Genomic DNA, 21,577 nt, shown 5'->3' on the forward strand with positions numbered 1-21,577 from the left:
CAGCTTCAAAGGTCAGGTCGGCATTTCGCCCGAAGATATCAGAGGACAGCCCTCACACACTCGTCGATACGTCGTGGCAGCGCCGTATCGAGCACCTTGCCGATAATGACAAGCACGGGCCCCGTCAGTTGGGCTTGGGCGATGTCGTCATGCAGCGCGGCGATGGTCGACACGACGCGCCGCTCCGACGGGCGCGTTGCATTCGCGATCGCCACCGCGGGCATTCCCGCGTCGAGACCTGCCGCAACGGCGCGCGTGACGAAAGCGGACAGCGTCTTCACCGGCATATAGATCGCCGTCGTCGCCGCGCCGTCAGCAATGCTCTGCCAGTCGATATCGTCCGGAAGTTCGCCATTGGCGGCATGGCCGGTGACGAGTTGCAGGCGGCGCGCTTGTCCGCGGCCCGTCAGCGACACGCCAAGCCGGCTCGCCGCGCCCTGAACGGCCGAGATTCCGGGGACGATTTCGACCGGGATGCCAGCCTGTTGGCAGGCCGCGATTTCTTCGCCGGCCCTGCCGAAGATCAACGGATCGCCGCCCTTGAGACGCACGACATGGCGGCCCTGCCGCGCGAGCGACACCATGATGTCGTTGACATCGCTCTGCCTGCAGGACGGGCCATGCCCGCGCTTGCCGACCAGAATTTTGCGGGCCTCACGACGGGCGAAATCGAGAACCTCGCCGGAAACGAGATCGTCGAACAAAATCACGTCGGCGCTCTGCAAGGCGCGCACAGCGCGCAGCGTGAGCAATTCCGGATCGCCGGGCCCGGCGCCAACCAGCGTCACCGATCCGGCATGCGCCGTCGGGCCGAGCCTGTCGACATCCGCCATGAGAGACGCAAGATCGCTTTCCGCCGGCGTGCGACCGGGATTGGCGATCGCCAGCCCAGCGAACAATTGCCAGAACTTGCGGCGCCCCGCGAACGACAGACCGCTCTCCTTGACGCGTCCGCGCCAGAAGCGCGCCGCCGCGGCCCAGGCCGCAAAGCCGTGCGGCAGCACGGCTTCGATCTTGGCGCGGACAGCCTGCGCAAACACCGGCGCGGCGCCATCGGTCGAGATACCCACCACCAGCGGCGAGCGATTCACGATGGAGCCGAAGGAGAAATCGCAATAGTCCGGCTTGTCGATGACGTTCACCGGCGCGCCGGCGGCTCGCGCCGCAGCGGCAAACCGCGCGGCATCGTCCTCGTCGTTCTCGCACGCGCCGACGGCCAGCGCCGCGCCCGCGAAATCCTCAGGCTGCCAGCCGCGCGCATGCCAGGTCACAGTACCGGGCAACGCCGCGCCGATAACGGCCTGCATCTCTTCGCCGATCTCCTGTGCATAGACGGCGACATGAGCGCCGGCCGCGAGCAGAAGCTCAACCTTCCACGCGGCGGCAGCGCTGCCACCGGCAACCAGCGTCTGCCGTCCGGACAACGCGAAGAACACCGGAAGCCGCGCCAGCGTCCCCATGCGTGCGCTACGCTGCTCCATCGGCTGGCGCGGCACGATCGTCATGCGCTGCGCCTTGCGCCGGTGTTGGCGTGGAAGTCGCGCCCGTTCGAGGTCTGCGCGACGAAGCCCGCGCGGACGGTGAAATCGCCGAAGTGTTCGCCCGCGTGCCGATCGCGCGCATAGGCGGCGAACACGGGGTCAAGCGTGTTGACGATGCCATCATGATCGAGGCTCTCGGCATAGAGCTTCGACAGACGGGAGCCGTCGAACGCCGCGCCGAGATAAAGATTGTATCGGCCCGGCCCTTTGCCGACGAGGCCGATCTCGGCGAGATAAGGCCGTGCGCAACCGTTCGGGCAGCCGGTCATGCGGATGACGATGTCGTCTGCCGACAGGCCGTGACGCGCCAAGCTCTCATCCAGCGCATCCATCAATTGCGGCAGGTAGCGCTCGCTTTCGGCTAGGGCGAGACCGCAGGTCGGCAGCGCGACGCAAGCCATCGAATTACGCCGCAGGCCCGACCACGGCGCGAGCAAGCCGTTGGTTTTGGCGATCTCGTCGATCTGCGCCTGCTTCTCGACCGGCACATTGGCGACGATGAGATTCTGGTTCGGCGTGATGCGGATATCGCCGACGCCGAGCCGCGCGATCTGCCGCAAGGCCGACATTTGCTGCGCGCCCGGCCCGGCATCGCGCAGCCGCCCGTTCTGCACGAACAAGGTGAGATGTGCCTTGCCGTCATCGCCTTGCGTCCAGCCATAGCGGTCGCCCATCGAGGTGAAGGCGAACAACTTCGGCGCTTCGAACTTGATCCCGGCGCGCGTTTCCACCTCGGCGCGGAATACGTCGAGACCGCGATCCTCGACGGTGTATTTCAGCCGCGCATGCTTGCGGCTGGTGCGGTCGCCCCAGTCGCGCTGGACCGTGACGACTGCTTCGGCCACACGCAGCGCTTCATCGGGCTTGCAGAAGCCGAGCAAATCGGCCGTGCGCGGATAGGTGTCGGTCTCGCCATGGGTCATGCCCATGCCGCCGCCGATGGTGACATTCCATCCCGTCACATCGCCCGCCGCGTCGACGATGGCGATAAAGCCGAGATCGTGGGCATAGACATCGACGTCGTTCGACGGCGGCACCGCGATAACGGTTTTGAACTTTCGCGGCAAATAGGTCTTGCCGTAGATCGGCTCGACATCGTCCTTGGGCTCGCCGCCAGCGATCTTCTCGCCCTCCAGCCAGATTTCCCGATAGGCCGCCGTCTTCGGCGTCAGATGGTCGGAGATGGCCTGCGCCAATTTGAGCGCCACGCCGTGGGCGCGCGACTGATACGGGTTGGGATTGCTCATGACATTGCGGTTGACGTCGCCGCATGCCGCAATGGTGTTGAGCAGTTGCTTGTCGATCTCCTTCAACGTCGCGCGCAGGTTCGACTTGATGACGCCGTGAAGCTGCACCGTCTGCCGCGTGGTCAGGCGCATCGTGCCGTTGGCGTAAGTGCGGGCGACATGATCGAGCGCCAGCCACTGCTCCGGCGTCACTACGCCGCCGGAAATGCGCACGCGCAGCATGAAGGAAAACGCCTTCTCCATGCGCTTGCGGCCGCGCTCGGCGCGCAGGTCGCGGTCGTCCTGCAGATACATCCCGTGGAATTTGACCAGCTGCTGATCGTCCTCGACGATCGCGCCGGTGATGGCGTCCTCAAGGCCCTCGGTCAGCGTGCCACGCAGATACTCACTGGCTTCCTTGATGTACTCGTTGCGGGCCAGTTCTTTGGTCATGGTCGGGGTCCCGGCCAGAAGCGCGGCGCTCATGGCGCCACGCCCGGCGTTAATAGGTGTCGGTCAGGTAGCGTTTGTCGCGCTCGATTTGAGCCACGGCGGCTTCGGCGGCCTCGGCGCTCAGCGATTTGACGTCCTGATAGGAGCGCACCAGCGCGGCGCGGACGTCCTTGGCCATCGCCTTGGCGTCGCCGCACACGTAGAAATTGGCGCCGCCATCCAACCATTCGACGATGTCGCGCCGGCGCTCCCAGATGCGGTCCTGGACGTAGATCTTCTCGGGCTGGTCGCGCGAGAAAGTGACGTCCATGCGTGTCAGGTCGCCTTCCTTCAAGGCCTCCTGCCATTCGAGCTGATACAGGAAGTCGTGAGTGAAGTGACGGTCGCCGAAGAACAGCCAACTGCGGCCCTTCGCGCCGGCCGCGCGGCGCTCCTGCACAAAGGCGCGAAACGGCGCGATGCCGGTGCCGGGTCCGACCATGATGATGTCACGGCCGTCGGAGGGCAGACGGAAATGCTTGTTGGAACGAACCTTGACGCGAACCTTGTCGCCGCGCTTGCGCCTCTCCGCGATATAGTTCGACGCGACCCCCTTGCGGGCGCGGCCGTGCGTCTCGTAGCGCACGGCGGAGATCAGGAGATGGGCTTCGTCTTCGTTTTCGCGGCGGGATGACGCGACCGAGTAAGCGCGGGGCGCCAGCGTGCGCGTCACGGCGCGCAAATTCTCGGCGGTCAGGGCGATCGGGAAGTTCGAGACGAGATCGATCAGCTGACGGCCCTGGATCCAGTCGCGGGCTTCACCGCTCTCGATCAGTTCTTTGACGTATTGCTGGCCCGTCGCGGTGGCGTAGGTCTCCAGACTCTTCAGCGAAAGCGTGTGAATGTCACGCTGCGAGACCAATTCGTCGCGCAACGCACGATCTTCCGATAGCCCTGCGGCCTTGAGCAGCTCATCCACCTCAGCCGGATCGTTCTCAATGTAGAGATCGAGCGAGTCGCCCGGCTCGTAGGGCAGCACCGTGTCGGTGAAACGCAGCGCGAGGTGAACGGTCTCCTTGTCCGAGCGGGACGAGTTAAGATTGGTCAGTTCAACGATCTCCGCCTCGACAATGTCGGGCTTGACCGCGGCGGCCTTGCCGAACTCGACGGGAATGATCTTGCCGCGCGCAGCTTCCGGCGGCGCCAGCGCCTTGACAGCCTTGTCTGTCCAAGCCGCCGCCGGCTTCTCGAAATCGAGGTCGCAATCGAGGCGATCGACCACACGCTTGCCGCCCAGAGCTGCGAGGCGTTCGTCGATCTTGCGGCCAACCGCGCAAAACTCGGCATAGGCCGTATCGCCAAGCGCCAGCACGGCGTATTCCACGCCATCGAGCGGGCCGAAATCAGCCGTCATCAATTCATTGTATTTCGCTGCAACCCGCGACGGCGGCTCGCCCTCGCCCCATGTCGCCGCCACGAAGACCAGCCGCCTGGCGGATTTCAGGGTCGCCATATCAAGATCGGCAAGGTCGATGACCGACGGCTTGAGACCGCTCTTGCGGGCGTTACGCGCAATGTCGTTGGCGAGGCGCTCGGAGTTGCCGGATTCGGTCGCGAACACGATGGTCAACGGCTCGGCGGCAACGGCGGCCGGCGCCGCGATCTCCACGACTTCGCCGGAGACGGATTCGACGCCGGCGAGAAAACCCGCGAGCCAGGCGCGCTGCGTGGCGGTAGCACCACCAACGACCTGATTAAGAAGCGCGATGTCTTCGTCCCCGAACGGCGCTGTTTTCGGGATCTGCACCACAGCCATCGCACAACTCCCAGCGTCGGGACACGGCAGCAAGCCGCCTGATGCCCGCAATTACTTGAGGTTGTTAGATAGAAGGCTCCGGCAGAAACAGGCAATAGAACCGCTGAAATAAGAAGGAAACCATTGTCCCCGCCGTCATCACGGCGATAATTTTTCACGACCTTGGCGAAAGCGACCAACCTCACCTACGCGGCTGCGTCCATTCGTAAGGCGTTAATAACGTCAAGCTTCGGATACCTTTCATCGCCACGCCACTCATCACGGAGGACAGTCGAAAAGCAGGCAAAAACTTTCGGCTTTCGAACGCCGCGTTAGAACACAATACTTCTCCGCCTATCACGAGCCCCGGAAGATATTTCCAAATATTCATTCGTATCAGTCAGTTCATTGACCACCGCAGATTCAGGTTTAAAACAACTCGCATGGAGCGCGTGCAATTGTCGCTTCAAGTTCATAACTGCTCCGATGACACGCCGCGCCCATCAGAAACGTTTTCTTCGTTTCCAGTCCGCGCGGCGCCCGGAGTGCGAATTGGTGCCCGATGGAACGTCTCGATGAACTCGAAGCACAGAGCATATTCATTCTGCGCGAGGCCTTTGCGCGCCTGAACAAGATCGCGCTGCTCTGGTCGCTCGGCAAAGACTCGAATGTGATGATCTGGCTGGCGCGCAAGGCCTTCTTCGGCCGCGTGCCCTTCCCGGTCATGCATGTCGACACGGGCAAGAAGTTTCCCGAAATGTACGCTTTTCGCGATCGCTACGCGAAGGAGTGGAATCTCGACTTTATCGCGGAAGAGTGCCCGCCGATCGACGCCGTCGATCCGTCATTGCCGCCCGCGGCGCGGTCCGCAGCGCGCAAGACGGAAGGCCTCAAACTAGCTTTGGCCAAACACGGCTTCGACGGGCTTATCGCCGGCATCCGCCGCGACGAGGAGCCGACGCGCGCCAAGGAACGTGTGTTCTCGCCACGCGGCGCCGAAGGCATCTGGGATGTCCGCGACCAGCCGCCGGAGTTCTGGAACCACTTCAACGCCTCACCGCCGCCCGGGGCGCATCTGCGCATCCATCCGATCCTGCATTGGACCGAAGCCGATATCTGGGCCTATACGCGCCGCGAGAGCATCCCGATCATTTCGCTCTATCTGAGCAGGAACGGCCAGCGCTACCGATCGCTCGGCGACATGGACATCACTTCCCCCGTCGCGTCGGACGCGTCATCGATCGACGAGATCATCGCCGAACTCGATTCCACCAAAGTGCCGGAGCGTTCCGGCCGCGCCATGGATCACGAATCCGAGGACGCGTTCGAGCGCCTGCGCACCGCCGGATATCTCTAGGGTCGCCCACCATGAACGTTCTGGTCTCTCCGCACACCGTCACCAACCTCCAGCAACCGCAGGCAACCCGCATCGTCATCGTCGGTGACGTCGATCACGGCAAATCGACCTTGATCGGCCGGCTGCTCTACGAAACCGGCAGCCTGCCGGACGGCAAGTTCGAGAGCCTCAAGGCCATGAGCGCGCGGCGCGGGATGCCGTTCGAATGGTCGTTCCTTCTGGACGCGCTGCAGACCGAACGCGATCAGGGCATCACCATCGACACCAGCCAGATCCGCTTCCGTACCGCGCTCCGCGATTTCGTGCTGATCGACGCGCCGGGCCACATCGAATTCCTGCGTAACATGATCACCGGCGCGGCCCAGGCTGACGCCGCGCTGCTGCTCATCGACGCCACCGAAGGGGTTCGCGAGCAGACTCGGCGCCACGGCTATCTCCTGCATCTGCTCGGCATCCGGCAGGCCGCCGTTATCATCAACAAGATGGATCGGGTCGGCTACAGCCAAGACCGTTATCGCGAAATCGCCGATGAGATTGCCACCTATCTCGGTGCGCTCGACATCGAGCCGGTTGCGATCGTGCCGATCTCGGCCCGCGAGGGCGACGGGATCACCGTGAAGACCCGGGCTATTGCCTGGTATGACGGCCCGACGGTCGCGGAAGCCCTCGATCAATTCACCGTGGCGACGCCGCCTCAGGATCTCGATCTGCGCCTGCCGGTGCAAGCTGTCTATAAATTCGACGACCGGCGCATTATCGCCGGCCGAATTGAAAGCGGTCGTATTGCCATCGGCGACGAGATCGTTGTCCTGCCCGGCAACAAGGTTGCGCGCGTGAAATCCATCGAAAGCTGGCCGGTGGCCGACGCCGCGCACCCGCCGTCGAGCCTCGAGGCCGGCCGCTCGGTCGGCGTGACGCTCGACCGCGAACTGTTCATCGAGCGCGGCCATATCCTGGCGCTCGCCACGGCGCCGTCTCCGATCGTTAATGGCATTCGCGCACGGATATTCTGGCTGCACCCGGCGCCGCTCAAGGCGGGCACGCCGATCGTTGTGCGATCGGGCACAGCTGAAATCCGCGGCCGCGTGTCGGCGATCGTCGACGCGCTCGATCCCGCCGATTTGCAATCGGATGGCATCGAGATTATCGCCCAGAACCGGATCGGCGAGATCGATATCGCCCTCGCCGCACCGGCGGCGTTCGATACCTTCGCGGACAATCCGTTTACCGGCCGCTTCGCCATCGAAGTCGATGGCCGCATTGCCGGCGGCGGCATTGCCGTCGAGCTAAAGCAGGCGGGCACCGAACGGCATCGCCCTGCCGCGAACGGCCGCGATGCCGAGGCGGTGGAACGCCGTGTCGCCGCCCTGCTCCCCCGGTTGAAAGAGCAGACCGCGACTGAGCGGCTGGCGACCTTGCGCGATTCAATCGACGGCAAGATCGTCTTCACCACCAGCTTCGGCATCGAGGATCAGGCCATCCTGCACATGATCGCCAAGGGAGGCCTCGATATCGACGTGGTCAGCCTCGACACCGGACGGCTGTTCCCGCAGACCTACGATCTCTGGGCGGAAACCGAGCGTCACTTCGGCCTTCGCATCAAGGCATTCTATCCGCGCCATTTCGAACTCGAAGCCCTGGTCGAGCGCCAGGGAATCAACGGCTTCTACGAAAGCCGCGATGCACGCCAAGCCTGCTGTTTCGTCCGCAAGGTCGAACCGCTCAGCCGTGCGCTGGCCAATTCGGCCGCGTGGGTCACAGGCCTGCGCGCCGATCAGTCCGCGAACCGGAAGGACATGGCGCTCGTTTCCGCCGACAAGGCGCACGGTCTCGTCAAGCTGAGCCCGCTGTTCGACTGGTCGCGTGAGCAAGTTGTCGCCTTCACGGCATCGAACGGCGTGCCTGTGAACGCGCTGCACGACAAAGGCTTTGCGTCGATCGGCTGCGCCCCATGCACCCGCGCGCTGCGCCCCGGCGAACCGGAGCGCGCCGGGCGTTGGTGGTGGGAAGACGAGACGAAGAAGGAATGCGGCCTGCATCCTGGCCGCTAGAGCGTTTGGGAGCGAAGTGGAAACCGGTTCGCATCCCTTTCACAGGTGTCTGTGATCACGCCGTGGTCTCGAGCGCGTAGCGCGTTCGCGCACGACGCTCGACACCACTCAATGCTCTAGCTAACCGCCCGGGCCGCAGCCAGGTGAGGCGCGTCGACATCGAACATCTCATGCTGCCACGCCTTGTACCAATCCTTGAACAGCCGGTGCTGCGTCTCGACATAACGACGCTGGCTTTCGGAAAGCGCATCGGCCGGATTGAAATGAAGGACGTACTCCTGATGTCCTTCAAGCACCATCAGATACTTGTAGTAGAGGACGAGATCGACGCCTTCGTCGAAGGACGACAACACCCCCAACGCACGCTCGAGTTCTTGAGCGCGGCGCATGGCGGTCGGATCGCCTTTCGCCGCCTGCTCGCACAATGCAACGAGGTGCAGAACCTCCTTCGGCAGGGCATTGCCGATTCCCGTGATAGCGCCACGGGCGCCGCAATTGATATAGCCGTGGAACACCTGCGTATCCACACCGACCATCAGCGTCAGATCCGGATCGCGGCCGGTGATATGCTCCGCAGCGTAGCGCAGAGACTCGGCGCCGCCGAATTCCTTGAAGCCAATCAAATTCTTGTGGCGGGCGCGCAACTCGAAGAAAAGATCCGCCTTCGTTTCGTACCCATAATAAGGGCTATTGTAGATGACCGCGGGCAAGCCGCCCGCCTCCAGCACGCTTTCGAAGTGGTCGCGCTGCGCCGCGACCGACGATCCGCGTGACAAGACGCGCGGAATGACCATCAAGCCGCCGGCGCCCACCTTCTTGGCGTGCGCGGCTATCGCCGCGGCCCGGCGGGTATTCTGCGCGCCGGTGCCCACGATAACCGGTACACCCGCCGCGGTGAGCCGGGCGACGCCCTCCATGCGCTGTTCGTCATCGAGCAACGGCCAGTCGCCCATCGACCCGCAGTAAACGACAGCCGACATGCCGCTCTTGATGAGGCTCTTGCCGGTCTCGACCAACGCGTCGAAATTGGGTTGCCGCGACGGGGTGCAAGGGGTCATCAGCGCCGGAATCGTGCCGGAAAAGATGTTTGATGTCTTCACGACGGGTTTCCTCCTGTGTTGTTGGCCCCCGGCCACCCGACGGCCGCGACCAAGAGAGGCGCCCGGTCGCGGTTTGCGCGACCGGACATCTCAGGCGGTTAGCGATGGATCAGAGCGTCTTTCCGACCTTGCGCAGTTCGGCGAGGACAGGCGCTTTCGGCAGCCAGATCTTGTCGTACTCGGCGACAACGGCAGCCGCGTCGGCAGGATTCGCCGTCTTGACCGGAATTGAGGCGGCCTTGAACTGCGCAACAAGCTTCGGCTCGTTGGCGGCCAGTTCATCGATCTGACGATCGAGCTGCTTCTTGACGACTTTGGTGATGAGATCCTTGTCGGCCGCGGGGAGCGCCTGCCAGACGCGGCCCGATGCCAGTGCGATGACCGGCATGAAGATCGCGTTCATCATCAGGATCGTCTTCGAAACCTTGTCGAACCGTTGGTTCCACGAGAACTCGAGATCGGCCTCAAGGCCATCGACCTGACCATTGGTCATGGCATCGAAAACCTGAGGCGTCGGGATCGGCGTCGGCGCAGCGCCGAGAAGCTGGTAGAAGTCGCGGTAAGCCGGCGTCGGATTGATGCGCAGCTTCATCCCCTTGAGATCCGCGATGGAGGAAATTTCCCGCGCGGAGAAGACAGCGCGCATGCCGGTGATGCCCCAGGCCAGGCCGACAGTGCCGGTTTCGCGCGGCAGCACATCGAATAGGCTTAAGGCAACCGGATGCCGGACGAGTTTGGCAATCTTGTCGGTGGAGTCGACGACGTAGGGCGCCGTGATCGCGGCGATCGACGGCACGCGCGAACCAAGTTCGGCCGCCATGATCCATCCCATGTCGAGCGCGCCGGATTGCATCTGCTGCAGCATAGCCGCCTCGCTGCCGAGCTGGCCGGCGTGAAACACCGTCATGGTCAGTCGGCCGCTGGTCTCGGCCTTGAGTTCGTCCGCCACGCGCAGCGCCGCATTGTTCCAGGGGTGACCGGTCGGCGTCAGGATACCGAGGCGAAGCTCGCGTGCCTGAGCCCGCAGGATGGTCGGCGCGGCGAGCGGCAGAGTCGCGCCCGCAGCGAGGAGAAGACGACGAGATATCTTCATTGGATTTCTCCTGATGATGGTCCAGGTCATTTGACCAGAACGAGTGAGAGGGAAGGAAATATCGAGAGAAACACGAGCAGAATGCAGGCAACGATGAAGAAGGGCAGCGTCACCATGAACATGCGGCCGGGCTTTGCCCCCGTCACGGCGGCTGCGACGAAGAAGCAGAGCCCAACGGGAGGCGAGAGCAGCCCGAGCACCAGATTGATCACCGCCACCACGCCGAAGTGCCGAGGGTCGATGCCGTAAATATCGGTCGCGATCGGCAGGAGGATCGGCACGGTCATGATCAGGCCGGGGATGCCGTCGATCACGGTTCCGATGACCAGCAGCGCCAGATTGGCGAGCAACATGAACTCGACCGGGCTATGCGCGATGGTCTGGATAGACGCCGCGAGCGATTGCGGGACCTTTGCGTAGATCAGGACCCAGGAAAACACGCTAGCCGCTGCGACCAGGAACAACACGATCGCTGCGTAGATGCCGGCCCGAAGCAGCATGTGCGGCAGCTGCTCAAAGCGGAACTGCTTTGTCCAATAGCGGCCAACCAATGCCGAGGCCACCGATCCGATGGCGGCCGATTCAGTCGGGTTCGCCAGACCGCCAAGGATCGAGCCGACGATGACGATCGGAATCAATAATGTGGGCGCAGCGCCTGCCACGATCACTGCCCGCTCCTTGAGCGTGCGTCTTTCGCCGGGCGGGTAATTGTAGAAAAACCCAAGCGCGGCGATCGTGGCAAAGAACAGCAACGTCAGAAGTATGCCGGGAACAACACCCGCGGCCAGCATATCGCTTACAGAAACCTGCGCGAGCACGCTGTAGACGACGAACATGACCGAAGGCGGAATGATCGGGCCCAACATACCACCATAGGCGGTGAGACCCGCGGCGAATGTCTTGTCGTACCCCTTCTTCTCCATCTCCGGCACCATGATCTGTGCCATGACCGCGACCTGGGCGGTCGCCGAACCGAGAATGGCCGCGACGAACATGTTTGCGAGCACATTGACGTAAGCAAGGCCGCCCTTGAGCGATCCGACGAACGCCATGGCAAGGTCCACAATGCGCCGGGTGATGCCACCGCCATTCATGATTTCGCCGATCAAAATGAACAGCGGAATGGCGATAAGCCCGTAACTATCGACGCCACCGAAGAGCTGAAGCGGATAGTTCTGAAAGAGAATTGGATTTCCGGACAACGTCAGGAAAACGATGGCCCCCAGACAAAGGCACATGCCAATCGGAACGCCGACCAGCATGATGGCAACGATGGCGGCGATCGACGTCATGTCAGTTCACAATGCCTTCGGCCGGTGTCGACGCGAAGTCGGGCAAAGTGGACCGCTCGGCGAGGCCGAGGTCTTCAAGCAGGTTGGCCGTTCCGTGAACGACCAACTCCGCGGCAAAGATCGGCATGATGAGATAGAGGACCCATGTCGGCCAATTCAGCGTCTGGGTTCTCTCGGTGTAGAGGAAATTGAAGCTTTGGGCGGCGAACTCCTTGGCGTCGAACCCGGAAGCGGCGATCCCTACCGGGTCCATCCAAAGACAGCACATCCAGCCGAGCATCAGCCCGAATGCGAGAACGCAGGCCGTTGACACGGCGCGGGCTACCGCCGCGGCCCGGCTCGACAGGCGTTCGGTCACCAGTGTCATTGCGAAATCGAGACGCATACGCGTCATCGCCGAACCGCCGATAAATGTCAGCCAGACGACAGAAAACACCGCGGATTCGTCGACCCAGTAAATCGGAACACCGGCGTACCGCGTCACCACGTTGAGCAAAACCAGCACGCACAGCAGCGCCATAAGCCCTTTCACCGCCGCGTGTTCGGCCCGCAACAGGTGGCGGGACAACGCCATCAGATAGCGGACTGCGGCCGGCGATGTGGCTGGGCGAAGCGTCACGGTACGTCCCATTCGCGGAGCTTGGCTCTGGATATTGTTGATTGTAGATTGTATAAAATATTTATGTCAAAGGATTTGTGGGTCGAATCGACTAAAAGCGTCCCCGTCATGAGGCAGATCGGTCACCGCACCCTGTCGTCGGCCATTAGCGAGCAAATCCGTCAGGAGATCCTGAGCGGAAAACACCCGGCCGGCAGTCAGTTACGCCAGGACGCGCTTGCCGCGTCGTTTGGGGTCAGCCGCATTCCGGTGCGGGAGGCATTGATCCAACTGGAGTCCGAAGGGCTCGTGCAAATCCTGCCGCACAAGGGCGCGATCGTAACGCCCCTTGTCCTGGACGAGATCAATGACGTGTTCGACCTCCGCGTTATGCTGGAGGTTCGGCTGCTCAAAGCGGCCTGCCCCAAGATGACGGCCGAGACTTTCGTTAAGCTCGACGCAATCCAGGACTCTTTCGCCGCCGCCATCGCAAGTAACGATATCCGGCGCTGGGGCGAGTTGAATGCCGAATTTCATCTCGCCCTATATGCAAATGCAAACCTGCCACGTAGCCTTCAATTCGTGACCGGGCTGCTGCAAACGAGCGACCGCTACACCCGCCTGCAACTGTCATCCAAAGAGGCATTGCTGCGCGCTCAAAACGAGCACAAGAAGCTGATAAAGCTGTGCAAGGATGGCCGGACCAAGGATGCCTGCGCGCTTCTCGTCTCGCATATCGAAGCGGTGCGGGCCGATCTGGTTCAGATCATCAGCGCGCTCTGAGGGGCGAGAGTTCATTCTCTCGCCCTTGCTTTCGCCCTTGCCGCCATATCAGCTCATTATTCCTAGAACGTATGTTGCAACTTCATGGTGAAGTTGCGACCGACCTCGAGCAAAGGATTGGTCATCGACTGGGCATAGGACCTGTTGGAGAAGGTCGAAGCGTCGCGGTATGCAGTGTCGAAGATGTTTTCCAATCCCAGGATGAGCTTGGTGTCACCCAGTTTCGGCGACACCAACTTGCCGAGATGCAAGGTCGCGTAGATCTTGGGAACAGCATAGCCCGCGGTTTCGTACTCCTGCGCGGTGTCGATGCGGCTCTTTTGGGTCGCCCAGTCGATGACGCCCATGACCGAGTAAGCCGAATCGACCGCGACATATTGAATGCCAACGCGGCCGCGGAACGGGGCGATATAAGGTAGCGGCTTGCCCGAGGTGAGGTTGGTGCCATAGGTGTGAGCGGCACTTCCGAAGACGTTGTAACGGGGCGTGACCTGCCACCGCCCTTCGATTTCGACGCCTTTGACTTCGGCTTCCGCGACGTTTTGGGTCTGGGTGTAGCCGGACGCGCCCTGATAGGTCACCGACACGGTTTGCAGGAAGTTTTCGTAGCGGCTGTTGTAGCCTGTAATCTTCACGTTCCCGTTTGCAGTGTGAAAATTGAAGCCGGCTTCGTAAGTCACGCCTTTTTCGGGCTCCAACGCGGGATTCGGCACGGTCGTCGACGACGAGGAGTACATTTCCGAGTTGGTCGGCTGACGGAAAGATGTCGCCACATTGGCCAGCACGTCGACCATTGGCAGCACCCGATAGACAATGCCGAAGCTCCCGGTCGGCGCGCTATTGGTGACGTTGTCGCGGCCGATGAAGGCCGGCAGCATAACCGCCGAGATCGGCGACAATTCGCTTGTCGTGTTGAACCAGTCGTAGCGGCCGCCGAAGGATACGGTCAGCGGGCTCACCGGCGTCCACTCGTTCAGAATGAAGGCGCCGATATTCGACTGGGTCGTGTCCGGACCGGATTTCGCATTGGCCGAATTGGTGACGCTGGTCACGACACCCGAGGCATTCCGTACCTCGGTCCGAGACCATTGCTCGCTGCCCGGCCGCTCTTCGCGGAATGTGTCCGTGCCGACGGTCGTCTTCAGCTCTCCGAAGGCTCCTTGAAAGGGCATGACGCCCTGCAGCCTGCCACCATAGATCAACGGGCCGACGACGTGATTGCTCGACGTTACAGTCCGGTTCGCCACGGTGTTGTTGATCGTTTCCACCGTGGTGTTGAAATAATTGACATAAGTCGATGCCTGAACTTCCCGGAACAGGCCGGAATCGAATTCGCCCTTGTAGGCAAGCCGCGCCATCGTCACTTCGTTCGGGCTTTGCCTGACCTGCAGATAAGGATAGCCCGGCGTGCCGCCGACACCGCCGGCGCGGCCGTCGGTCTCGGTGTATTTGCGGAATGAGAACTCGAGACGTTGACCGAGCGTCGGCGTGTAGCCGAGCTTGAGACTACCCCCGAGGCTCCGATAGTCGCTGTTGCGAGCCGCACCATCCGGCGTCTGGTAGTCGCCACCCCAGCGACCGCTAACGCCGCCGAGCACATCGAAACCGTGGCCAGCACCTTGCGCCCATTCATAGGTATCGAACGATTTGGCCGCCGTTCCATATCCCGCCGACCAGCCACCACCGGTGAAGCGAAACGGGCCATTCGGATCGCCCTTCGGTGTGCGGGTAACGACATTGATGAGACCGCTGAGCGCCTCGCTGCCGTAAACCACCGAACCCGGGCCGCGAATGACTTCGACGCGCTCGATTTCTTCCGGCGAGAAGTAGCTGAGCTGCAACGTATTGCGTCCGCGGAAGCGATCGCCATCGACATACATCGGCACCCGGAAGGAATTGGTGGTGAAGCCGCGCAGGTACACTTGTCCGCCGATTCCGCCCGCACGCGCCACCGAGACTCCAGGCACCGTGGCAAGGACGTCAAGCAACGAAGTCGGACTCGTCTGCTCGATCTGTCCGCGCTCGACCACCGAAATGCTCTGCGTTGGCGTGTGGGTCATCTTCGGCTTCGGCAATGTGGTGCCGAGCGTCTGTAGCGACGACGACATGCCCTCGCCGATCACGTCGATCGTCGGCAGCTGCACGCTACCTCCGGCCGCGGTCTGCGCTGCAGTGCTCTGGGACTGCGCGCTCGCGACGTTCAGCGTCATCAGAGCGCCGATCACCGGTGCTGCCGATCGCAGCAGGACATGGCGCGATTGGCGCCGCGCCCCAGCCTTACCCTTGGCCGCCCCACGTGAACTATTAATACTGTCGTCTGACATCCTCAACCCCAGGTTTTACTGCTTTATTGCGGTATTGAGGGCACAATATTATGGGCCTTAACGTAATGTATAGTATTAAGTGCCGTCTTATATTATTCTAAACTGAGAATGCTCCTTCTTTTTAATTATTATAATTTAGAACCAAAAGTATTCGTCTCTTAGTTCTTGCCTCAATACACATCCGGCGCCTAAGAAAGGCGTTGAAGGTCGGATGCGTAAGGCGCGTCCTGCCGATCGCGTCACGGACAGCCAACGTTGCAGGCACACACGGATTTCATGGCCGCGCCGACCCGGAGAATCCAGATCGCAGCAGCGGCGATGCTCGTGATCACGACTGCCGCGGCGCAGGCCATCGAGATCACCGATCAGCGCAGCCGCACGGTCACATTAGACAAGCTGCCGCAGCGGCTGGTCTTCATGCCGATCCCGGCGCCGTCGACCTTTGTCACCATCGACGGCAGCGGCGACAAGATCGTCGGTATGAATTCGTATTCAGCGACGGCAATGCGCGACGGCATCATGGGCAAGCTTTTCCCAAGCCTGTCGAAAATCAAAACCGACGTCGTGATGAACGCAAGCGACCCGAGCAGCTTCGCGCCCAACGTCGAGAGCATCCTCTCTTTGCAGCCCGATCTGGTCTTCCAGTGGGCAACCGGCGCCGACAACATCAGCGTCCTGGACCGGACGGGTATTCCAACGATCGGCCTACGTGTCTCGACTGACACGGATTTCATCCGATACGTCACAATCATGGGACAGGTCGCCGGCAAGGAGCAGCGCGCGGCGACGCTGCTGCAGCGACAGAATGACGAGCGCCAGCGGTTGAAGAAGGAGCTCGGCGCACTCAAGCCGGAGGAGCGGCCGCGCATTCTCTACTTCAACCGCGCCACCAACATGCTCCGCGTCAGCGGCAAGGGCACTTTCAACGACTACTCCATCGGCCTCGCGGGTGGCCGGAACGTCGCGACCGAAATATCGTCGTTCAATACCGCGACGGTCGAACAAATAATCACCTGGGATCCACAAGTCATCCTGTTAGGCAACTTCGATCAAGCCATGCCAGCCGACATCTACGCCGACCCGCGCTGGCAGGGCATCGACGCCATCAAGAATCGAAGGGTATATCGCGTGCCCCTCGGGGGTTATCGCTGGGATCCGCCGAGCCAGGAGTCGGCCTTGAACTGGCTATGGCTCGCCGGCCTCCTTCATCCCGAAATCGTGCGCACCGATCTGCGTGGCGCCATGCGTGACTGGTACATGTTTCTCTATGCTCATACGCTGACCGATGACGAGATCGACAGCATCCTGTTCATGGACAAGAATCGCGGGTCCGCCGGCTACGAGCGTTACGCCAAGCAATGACACAGGCGGCACCGATCGGGCAGATCACGGCGGAGAACAATCGCACCCGCCCCTCGGATCTATCGTTCATGACAGCCTTGTACATCGGGCTGACCGTGACCCTGATCGCGGCACTGCTTTGGAGTGTTACGTCCGGGCGCTTTGCCGTCCCCTTCGCCAAGGTGATCGCCATTCTCATGGCACATGTTGTCGATCAGGCGCCCACATGGACACCGACCGAGGCCATCGTCGTCAATGTCGTCCGGCTGCCACGCGTCCTGACGGCGGCCATCGCCGGTGCCGGCCTTTCGCTCTGTGGTGCCGTTCTGCAGGGCCTATTTCGCAATCCACTGGTCGGGCCACAAACCATCGGCGTTTCATCAGGCGCCGCACTTGGCGGCGTGACGGCCATCCTTCTGACCGGCTTCGGCGTGCTGGTGCCGGTGGGAGCCTTTGTTGGCGCGGCGGCCGCATTGCTGGCCGTACTCGCGCTTCAGCGAAGCGACAGCGTATCACCGGTATTGACGCTGGTGCTGGCTGGCGTCGTGGTGAGCGCATTCTGCGGCGCGCTGGTCGGCTTCGTTACTTATATCGCCGATCCGGAAAGCAAACTCCCCGACATCGTATACTGGCTGCTCGGCAGCTTCGCGGCAGCAACATGGTCGAAACTTCTGCTGATTACCGGGTGGACCGTACTCGCCTCGATCATCATGCTCGGCATGCGTTGGCGCATCAACGTATTGTCGCTCGGCGACGAGGATGCCAGAACGCTCGGGGTCAATCCGGTTCGCGACCGCCTGATCCTGCTGGCCGCATCATGCGTCGTGATATCCGCGCAGGTCGCGGTGAGCGGCATCATCGGCTGGGTCGGGCTGGTGGTACCGAATCTCGCGCGCCTCATCGTCGGTGCAGATCATCGCCGCCTGTTACCGGTTTCGGCGCTGATGGGTGCGATCTTTCTCGTCGTCGCCGACACCTTGTCGCGTAACCTGACCGCTGCCGAGATTCCGGTTGGCATCGTCACCGCGATCGTCGGCACGCCGATCTTCGCCGTTCTGCTGCGCCGGACGACACGGAGCAGCGCCGCATGATAAACATCGAGAAAGCTGGACACTGGTTCCGGCCAGGGCATTGGCTGTTCCGCGATCTGTCCTTCACGCTGACCGCTGGATCGATTACCGCTATGCTGGGACCCAATGGCACCGGCAAGACGACACTGCTGAGAGCTCTTTGCGGCACGCTCGCCCTGCGTGAAGGCAGCATCGCCGCCGACGCCGCGATCGGCTACGTACCGCAAGCGCTCAATGCCAGCCACGCCTATAGTGCACTCGACATGGTGCTGCTCGGCCGCGCCCGTTACCTTGGACGCTTCGGTGCGCCGCGCCGCGCCGACAATGAACGCGCCATGGAATGCCTGTCTGAAGTCGGACTCGCCCATATCGCGGTACAACGTTACGACCGCTTGAGCGGCGGGCAGCGTCAGCTGGTTCTTCTGGCCCGCGCCCTGGCCAGCGATTGCCGAATTCTGGTGCTCGACGAACCTGCTTCTGCTCTTGATCTTGCCAATCAAGGCATCGTTTTACGTTTGCTGCGCGAATTGGCGGCGCGGCGCGGACTGGCTGTGCTGTTCACGACCCATCACCCCGATCATGCGCTCGCCATTGCCGATGCCGTGCTGTTGATGTTGCGCGATGCACGCCACGTTCATGGGCCGATCGACGCCGTTCTGACAGAGATGAACCTGTCGGAGCTTTACGGCGTGCCGGTGCGGCGGATCGATGCGATTGCCGAGCATGAAACGGCAACCGCGTTTATTCCGCTCTACGGCTTGCGAGCGGCCCCGTCGCGAGCCGGGACAACCTGAGAACTCGCCTGGTTTTTGGCCCAAGGCAGGAAGCTGTCGAGGAAGCGCGTCGTGGCCGGCATGAAGCCGCTGCCATGATGATAAAATGGATCCAGTGTCGCCACGATGATGCGCCCGCGGGTGGTGACAGTATCTTCGTAAAGAAGCGCTCCGCCAGGATAGTCCCCCTCGGCTGGCACATCGATCAATGTCCGGGCACCGGCCGGCGGCGTCAGGACACCATGGAAGTGCCAGATCGTATCTTCGAAGCGAACCGCTTCGAATAGCGCATGGCGGGGATCAACCAACCGGTGTGGCGGTTTCGCGCCAGGCTCGAGCCACCACCAGAAATTGGTCGGGCGTGACGCCCAGACCGCGCCGGGGAGCCACGTCTCCGCCTCGTTCTCTCCAAACACGATCAGCGTGTTGCCGGCATCGGCGAATTCGATGAGCAATTGGTGATGCGCACGCAACTGATCCGGATTGATCCGGTCAGGCACGATCAGAAGGCTGATGCCATCGAGATCCCGCGGCGCAAGTTCACGCACGTAGATTGCGCGGTGGAAGTTCGCACGATAACGCGGACCATAAATCGTGTCGTGATGATAAAACGTGCCGCCGTCGAGCACCGCGAGCGTCATATCGAATCTCCGAACAGCCAGGCAATCAGTTGCGGCGCAATTAGCGCCGTACTATCGCCACCACCGTACTGCCAGAGATCATTGCCACCGTGAATCAACACACGGCCGGCTCCGAGCCGGTAAATGAAATCGACCGGCTGCGCATCCTGACCGACAGTATGGATGACGGTTGCGCCCGGCGGAGGCTGATGACCGCCGCGTCCGTAGAACCCGGCAACCCCGCGCCGGAACGTCAGGTCGTCTTCATTGACGCCTTTCCATATCGCATGTTCCGCGACGCGACGAATCCGGAGATGCTTGAGGCTTTGCCCCGGCGCAGGAGTGTAAGCTCCAATATCCGGCAAAAAAGGGTAAGCGATGTGCCCGTTCGCAAGCACTGTGCCACCGTTCCGAACAAACTCCGCAATGCGCCCGGCGCGCGCCGCCAGGAACCGCTGATCGGCATGCATGCTGAATAGAAGAACACTGACGTCATCAAGGTTGATATCGTCGAAGTCATAAAGGTCGCGGCGAATGATGCGTCCGGCAGCGGCAGGATGCTCCGCGAAAGAGCCCATCGCGCGGTCGCGATAGCCGAATGTAAACAGGAGCGCCGACATGCCCTGTCCTTCAGACAACGGTCAGTGTGAAAAGCTGGTCAGCGGGTCTTGCCAGCACATTCTCCGCAATAGACCGCTTCAATGCGCTCAGTTCGCGCTCTTGTTCCGCGGTTCGTGACGGCGTGAAGTTGAGCGTGAAGAACCTTTCCGGTAACGCGTCCGGCCGAAGGCCTAGAATGGCCGTCCGCCCGGATATCGAAACACGGAAACTGTAGGAAATGTCGGCGCCAGGAACGAGGCGGCTTTCAGCGAAAGAACGATCAACGACATAAGAGTTGCGGGTAACTGCCCGGGTTACGAACTCGAAAGCGTCGCGCACGCCCGGGCCCGGATGACCGCTTGTAATCGTTATGTCCTTGCGCCGCGGCGGAACCGACGGCGACAGCGCCGCGAATGCGAGCCGCAGCGCCTGGAAAGTTACCGCGAGCATCGCAAGCGCTGCTTGGCCGTGATAGGCCGCTACGGCATCGAAGCCGATACGTATGATTTCTTCTTCACCTTCGATCAGAACGATCGGCGCCACGCCATCCATGCCAAAAACCCACACCTCAACGAGGGCATCGCTTTAGGTCCTCATCAGATGCAACGCAAGACGCCGTTCAAAGATTATAATTATTGTAATTCGTATAAATGAGCCCGTGTTTTTCTGACGGTTTCGTCCGATCGAGAAGTTGATCGGTTCAAGAGCGACGACACTATCGAAGGATTTGGCAGCATCGAAGAGGCGCAGGCCTTCTTACGGCGCGCCGCCGGGACAGTCGGACCCGCTTTAAAGACCGACGAGCACCCACAGCACCACCGCGTCCTTGGCACCTTTCGAAGTCCAAGTATGTTCGGTGGTTGCGTCGTAATAAACGCTGTCGCCCTTGTTCAGCTCCAGCGGCTCGTAAAGCCGGCTGTGCACCACCAGCGTGCCTTCGAGCACCATCACAAAAATCTCGGCGTCGGACTTGGCCCAGGCTGCGTACTCGTCGGGCGAGCGCGCGGTGACGGTGGTCAGAATCGGCGTAGCGCGCTTGTTCTTGAGATCGGCGCAGAGCAGAACGTTGTTGCAGGTCGCGGTCGCATGCGCGCTACCGGCGCCGGCCCGCGTAATGCTGCGTCGGCCGCCCAGACCTGCCGGTTCGTCGTCCTGACCGCCGAGCAGAGTCACCAATTCGACGCCGAGCCCCTCGGCGATGCGCTGCATCGTCGAGATGGTCGGCGACAACTCGTTGCGCTCGATCTTGGAGAAGGCCGACGCGGAAACGCCGGTCTGGGCGCTGGCATCCTGCAGTGTCAGGCGGCGGGCTTTGCGAATTCGGTGCAGCCGGGCGCCGACATCGACGGGCGACCTCGAATCGTCATGAGTGACGGCGCTGTGGTGTTCGCCGCGGCGGCTTCGGACACGCTCCATATCCCCATGATCCGCTTGCGAAATTTCCGGCATTCTCGATCTCCCTGCCCGTCCCGCAACCGCAGGGACGGCCTCTGCCCGGCCAAGCTGTAGCATATACAGTCAGACCGCTTCATTTATAATCATAGCGATATTTTTTCGGATAGTACATTTTTTGTCTTTTAG

Annotated in this window: 18 protein-coding genes; 6 read left to right on the forward strand and 12 right to left on the reverse strand. The window is 61.8% G+C overall.

The window, feature by feature from the left end:
* Positions 1 to 38: 38 nt before the first annotated feature.
* Genes cysG through E8Q40_RS18895 form a run of 3 tightly spaced genes read right to left on the reverse strand, consistent with a single transcriptional unit; the run spans position 39 to position 5,015 of the window.
* Complete coding sequence (gene cysG, locus E8Q40_RS18885) at positions 39 to 1,505, reverse strand: siroheme synthase CysG (RefSeq protein WP_246662917.1); 1,467 nt, start codon at positions 1,503 to 1,505, stop codon at positions 39 to 41.
* A complete protein-coding gene (locus E8Q40_RS18890; RefSeq protein ID WP_205995597.1) occupies positions 1,502 to 3,253 on the reverse strand; it encodes an NADPH-dependent assimilatory sulfite reductase hemoprotein subunit in 1,752 nt (583 codons plus the stop codon). Before E8Q40_RS18890 ends, cysG begins: the two co-directional genes overlap by 4 nt.
* Before the next feature lie 16 nt (positions 3,254 to 3,269).
* Complete coding sequence (locus E8Q40_RS18895; protein WP_137045992.1) at positions 3,270 to 5,015, reverse strand: sulfite reductase flavoprotein subunit alpha; 1,746 nt, start codon at positions 5,013 to 5,015, stop codon at positions 3,270 to 3,272.
* 541 nt (positions 5,016 to 5,556) lie between these two features.
* On the opposite strand from E8Q40_RS18895, the gene cysD reads away from it, so the two are divergent.
* Together cysD and E8Q40_RS22300 are read left to right on the forward strand one after the other, a co-directional pair.
* The gene (cysD, locus tag E8Q40_RS18900) at positions 5,557 to 6,351 is read left to right on the forward strand and encodes a sulfate adenylyltransferase subunit CysD (protein ID WP_137045993.1); all 795 of its coding nucleotides are present in this window, start codon (positions 5,557 to 5,559) and stop codon (positions 6,349 to 6,351) included.
* A gap of 11 nt (positions 6,352 to 6,362) precedes the next feature.
* The gene (locus E8Q40_RS22300; RefSeq protein ID WP_246662918.1) at positions 6,363 to 8,402 is read left to right on the forward strand and encodes a phosphoadenylyl-sulfate reductase; all 2,040 of its coding nucleotides are present in this window, start codon (positions 6,363 to 6,365) and stop codon (positions 8,400 to 8,402) included.
* Between the two features lie 116 nt (positions 8,403 to 8,518).
* Here the strand turns inward: E8Q40_RS22300 and E8Q40_RS18910 are convergent, their stop codons facing one another.
* The 4 genes from E8Q40_RS18910 to E8Q40_RS18925 all read right to left on the reverse strand — a co-directional run bounded on the left by E8Q40_RS18910 (position 8,519) and on the right by E8Q40_RS18925 (position 12,461).
* On the reverse strand, positions 8,519 to 9,460 hold the full coding sequence (locus tag E8Q40_RS18910; RefSeq protein ID WP_137046824.1) for a dihydrodipicolinate synthase family protein: 942 nt from the start codon (positions 9,458 to 9,460) through the stop codon (positions 8,519 to 8,521).
* Positions 9,461 to 9,611: 151 nt separating this feature from the next.
* Positions 9,612 to 10,595: a TRAP transporter substrate-binding protein gene (locus E8Q40_RS18915; RefSeq protein ID WP_137045994.1), complete on the reverse strand. Its 984-nt coding sequence runs from the start codon at positions 10,593 to 10,595 to the stop codon at positions 9,612 to 9,614.
* Between the two features lie 26 nt (positions 10,596 to 10,621).
* Entirely contained in the window at positions 10,622 to 11,887 is a 1,266-nt protein-coding gene (locus tag E8Q40_RS18920; protein WP_137045995.1) for a TRAP transporter large permease, read from the reverse strand.
* A 1-nt stretch (position 11,888) separates the two neighbouring features.
* Positions 11,889 to 12,461 carry a TRAP transporter small permease gene (locus E8Q40_RS18925; RefSeq protein ID WP_168197966.1) on the reverse strand — a complete coding sequence of 191 codons (573 nt, stop codon included), beginning with the start codon at positions 12,459 to 12,461 and terminating at the stop codon, positions 11,889 to 11,891.
* A gap of 153 nt (positions 12,462 to 12,614) precedes the next feature.
* Between E8Q40_RS18925 and E8Q40_RS18930 the strand changes: the two genes are divergently transcribed.
* Positions 12,615 to 13,268, forward strand: a complete 654-nt coding sequence (locus E8Q40_RS18930; RefSeq protein ID WP_137045997.1) for a GntR family transcriptional regulator — start codon at positions 12,615 to 12,617, stop codon at positions 13,266 to 13,268.
* A gap of 62 nt (positions 13,269 to 13,330) precedes the next feature.
* Here E8Q40_RS18930 and E8Q40_RS18935 read toward each other — a convergent pair whose 3' ends face one another.
* The gene (locus E8Q40_RS18935; RefSeq protein WP_246662919.1) at positions 13,331 to 15,592 is read right to left on the reverse strand and encodes a TonB-dependent receptor; all 2,262 of its coding nucleotides are present in this window, start codon (positions 15,590 to 15,592) and stop codon (positions 13,331 to 13,333) included.
* 276 nt (positions 15,593 to 15,868) lie between these two features.
* On the opposite strand from E8Q40_RS18935, the gene E8Q40_RS18940 reads away from it, so the two are divergent.
* From E8Q40_RS18940 to E8Q40_RS18950, 3 genes are all read left to right on the forward strand, one after another.
* Positions 15,869 to 16,954: an ABC transporter substrate-binding protein gene (locus E8Q40_RS18940; protein ID WP_137045998.1), complete on the forward strand. Its 1,086-nt coding sequence runs from the start codon at positions 15,869 to 15,871 to the stop codon at positions 16,952 to 16,954.
* A 68-nt stretch (positions 16,955 to 17,022) separates the two neighbouring features.
* On the forward strand, positions 17,023 to 18,024 hold the full coding sequence (locus E8Q40_RS18945) for an iron ABC transporter permease (protein ID WP_246662920.1): 1,002 nt from the start codon (positions 17,023 to 17,025) through the stop codon (positions 18,022 to 18,024).
* On the forward strand, positions 18,021 to 18,797 hold the full coding sequence (locus tag E8Q40_RS18950) for an ABC transporter ATP-binding protein (protein WP_137046000.1): 777 nt from the start codon (positions 18,021 to 18,023) through the stop codon (positions 18,795 to 18,797). Before E8Q40_RS18945 ends, E8Q40_RS18950 begins: the two co-directional genes overlap by 4 nt.
* Here the strand turns inward: E8Q40_RS18950 and E8Q40_RS18955 are convergent.
* From E8Q40_RS18955 to E8Q40_RS18970, 4 genes are all read right to left on the reverse strand, one after another.
* Positions 18,755 to 19,417, reverse strand: a complete 663-nt coding sequence (locus tag E8Q40_RS18955; protein ID WP_137046001.1) for a hypothetical protein — start codon at positions 19,415 to 19,417, stop codon at positions 18,755 to 18,757. The genes E8Q40_RS18950 and E8Q40_RS18955 overlap by 43 nt on opposite strands.
* Complete coding sequence (locus E8Q40_RS18960) at positions 19,414 to 20,016, reverse strand: hypothetical protein (RefSeq protein WP_137046002.1); 603 nt, start codon at positions 20,014 to 20,016, stop codon at positions 19,414 to 19,416. The genes E8Q40_RS18955 and E8Q40_RS18960 overlap by 4 nt, the downstream gene beginning before the upstream one ends.
* Before the next feature lie 10 nt (positions 20,017 to 20,026).
* The gene (locus E8Q40_RS18965) at positions 20,027 to 20,548 is read right to left on the reverse strand and encodes a hypothetical protein (protein WP_137046003.1); all 522 of its coding nucleotides are present in this window, start codon (positions 20,546 to 20,548) and stop codon (positions 20,027 to 20,029) included.
* Positions 20,549 to 20,785: 237 nt separating this feature from the next.
* Complete coding sequence (locus E8Q40_RS18970) at positions 20,786 to 21,412, reverse strand: helix-turn-helix domain-containing protein (protein WP_205995599.1); 627 nt, start codon at positions 21,410 to 21,412, stop codon at positions 20,786 to 20,788.
* Positions 21,413 to 21,577: the final 165 nt, after the last annotated feature.

Source organism: Pseudolabrys sp. FHR47 (assembly GCF_005153485.1).
Taxonomy (GTDB): Bacteria; Pseudomonadota; Alphaproteobacteria; order Rhizobiales; family Xanthobacteraceae; genus Pseudolabrys.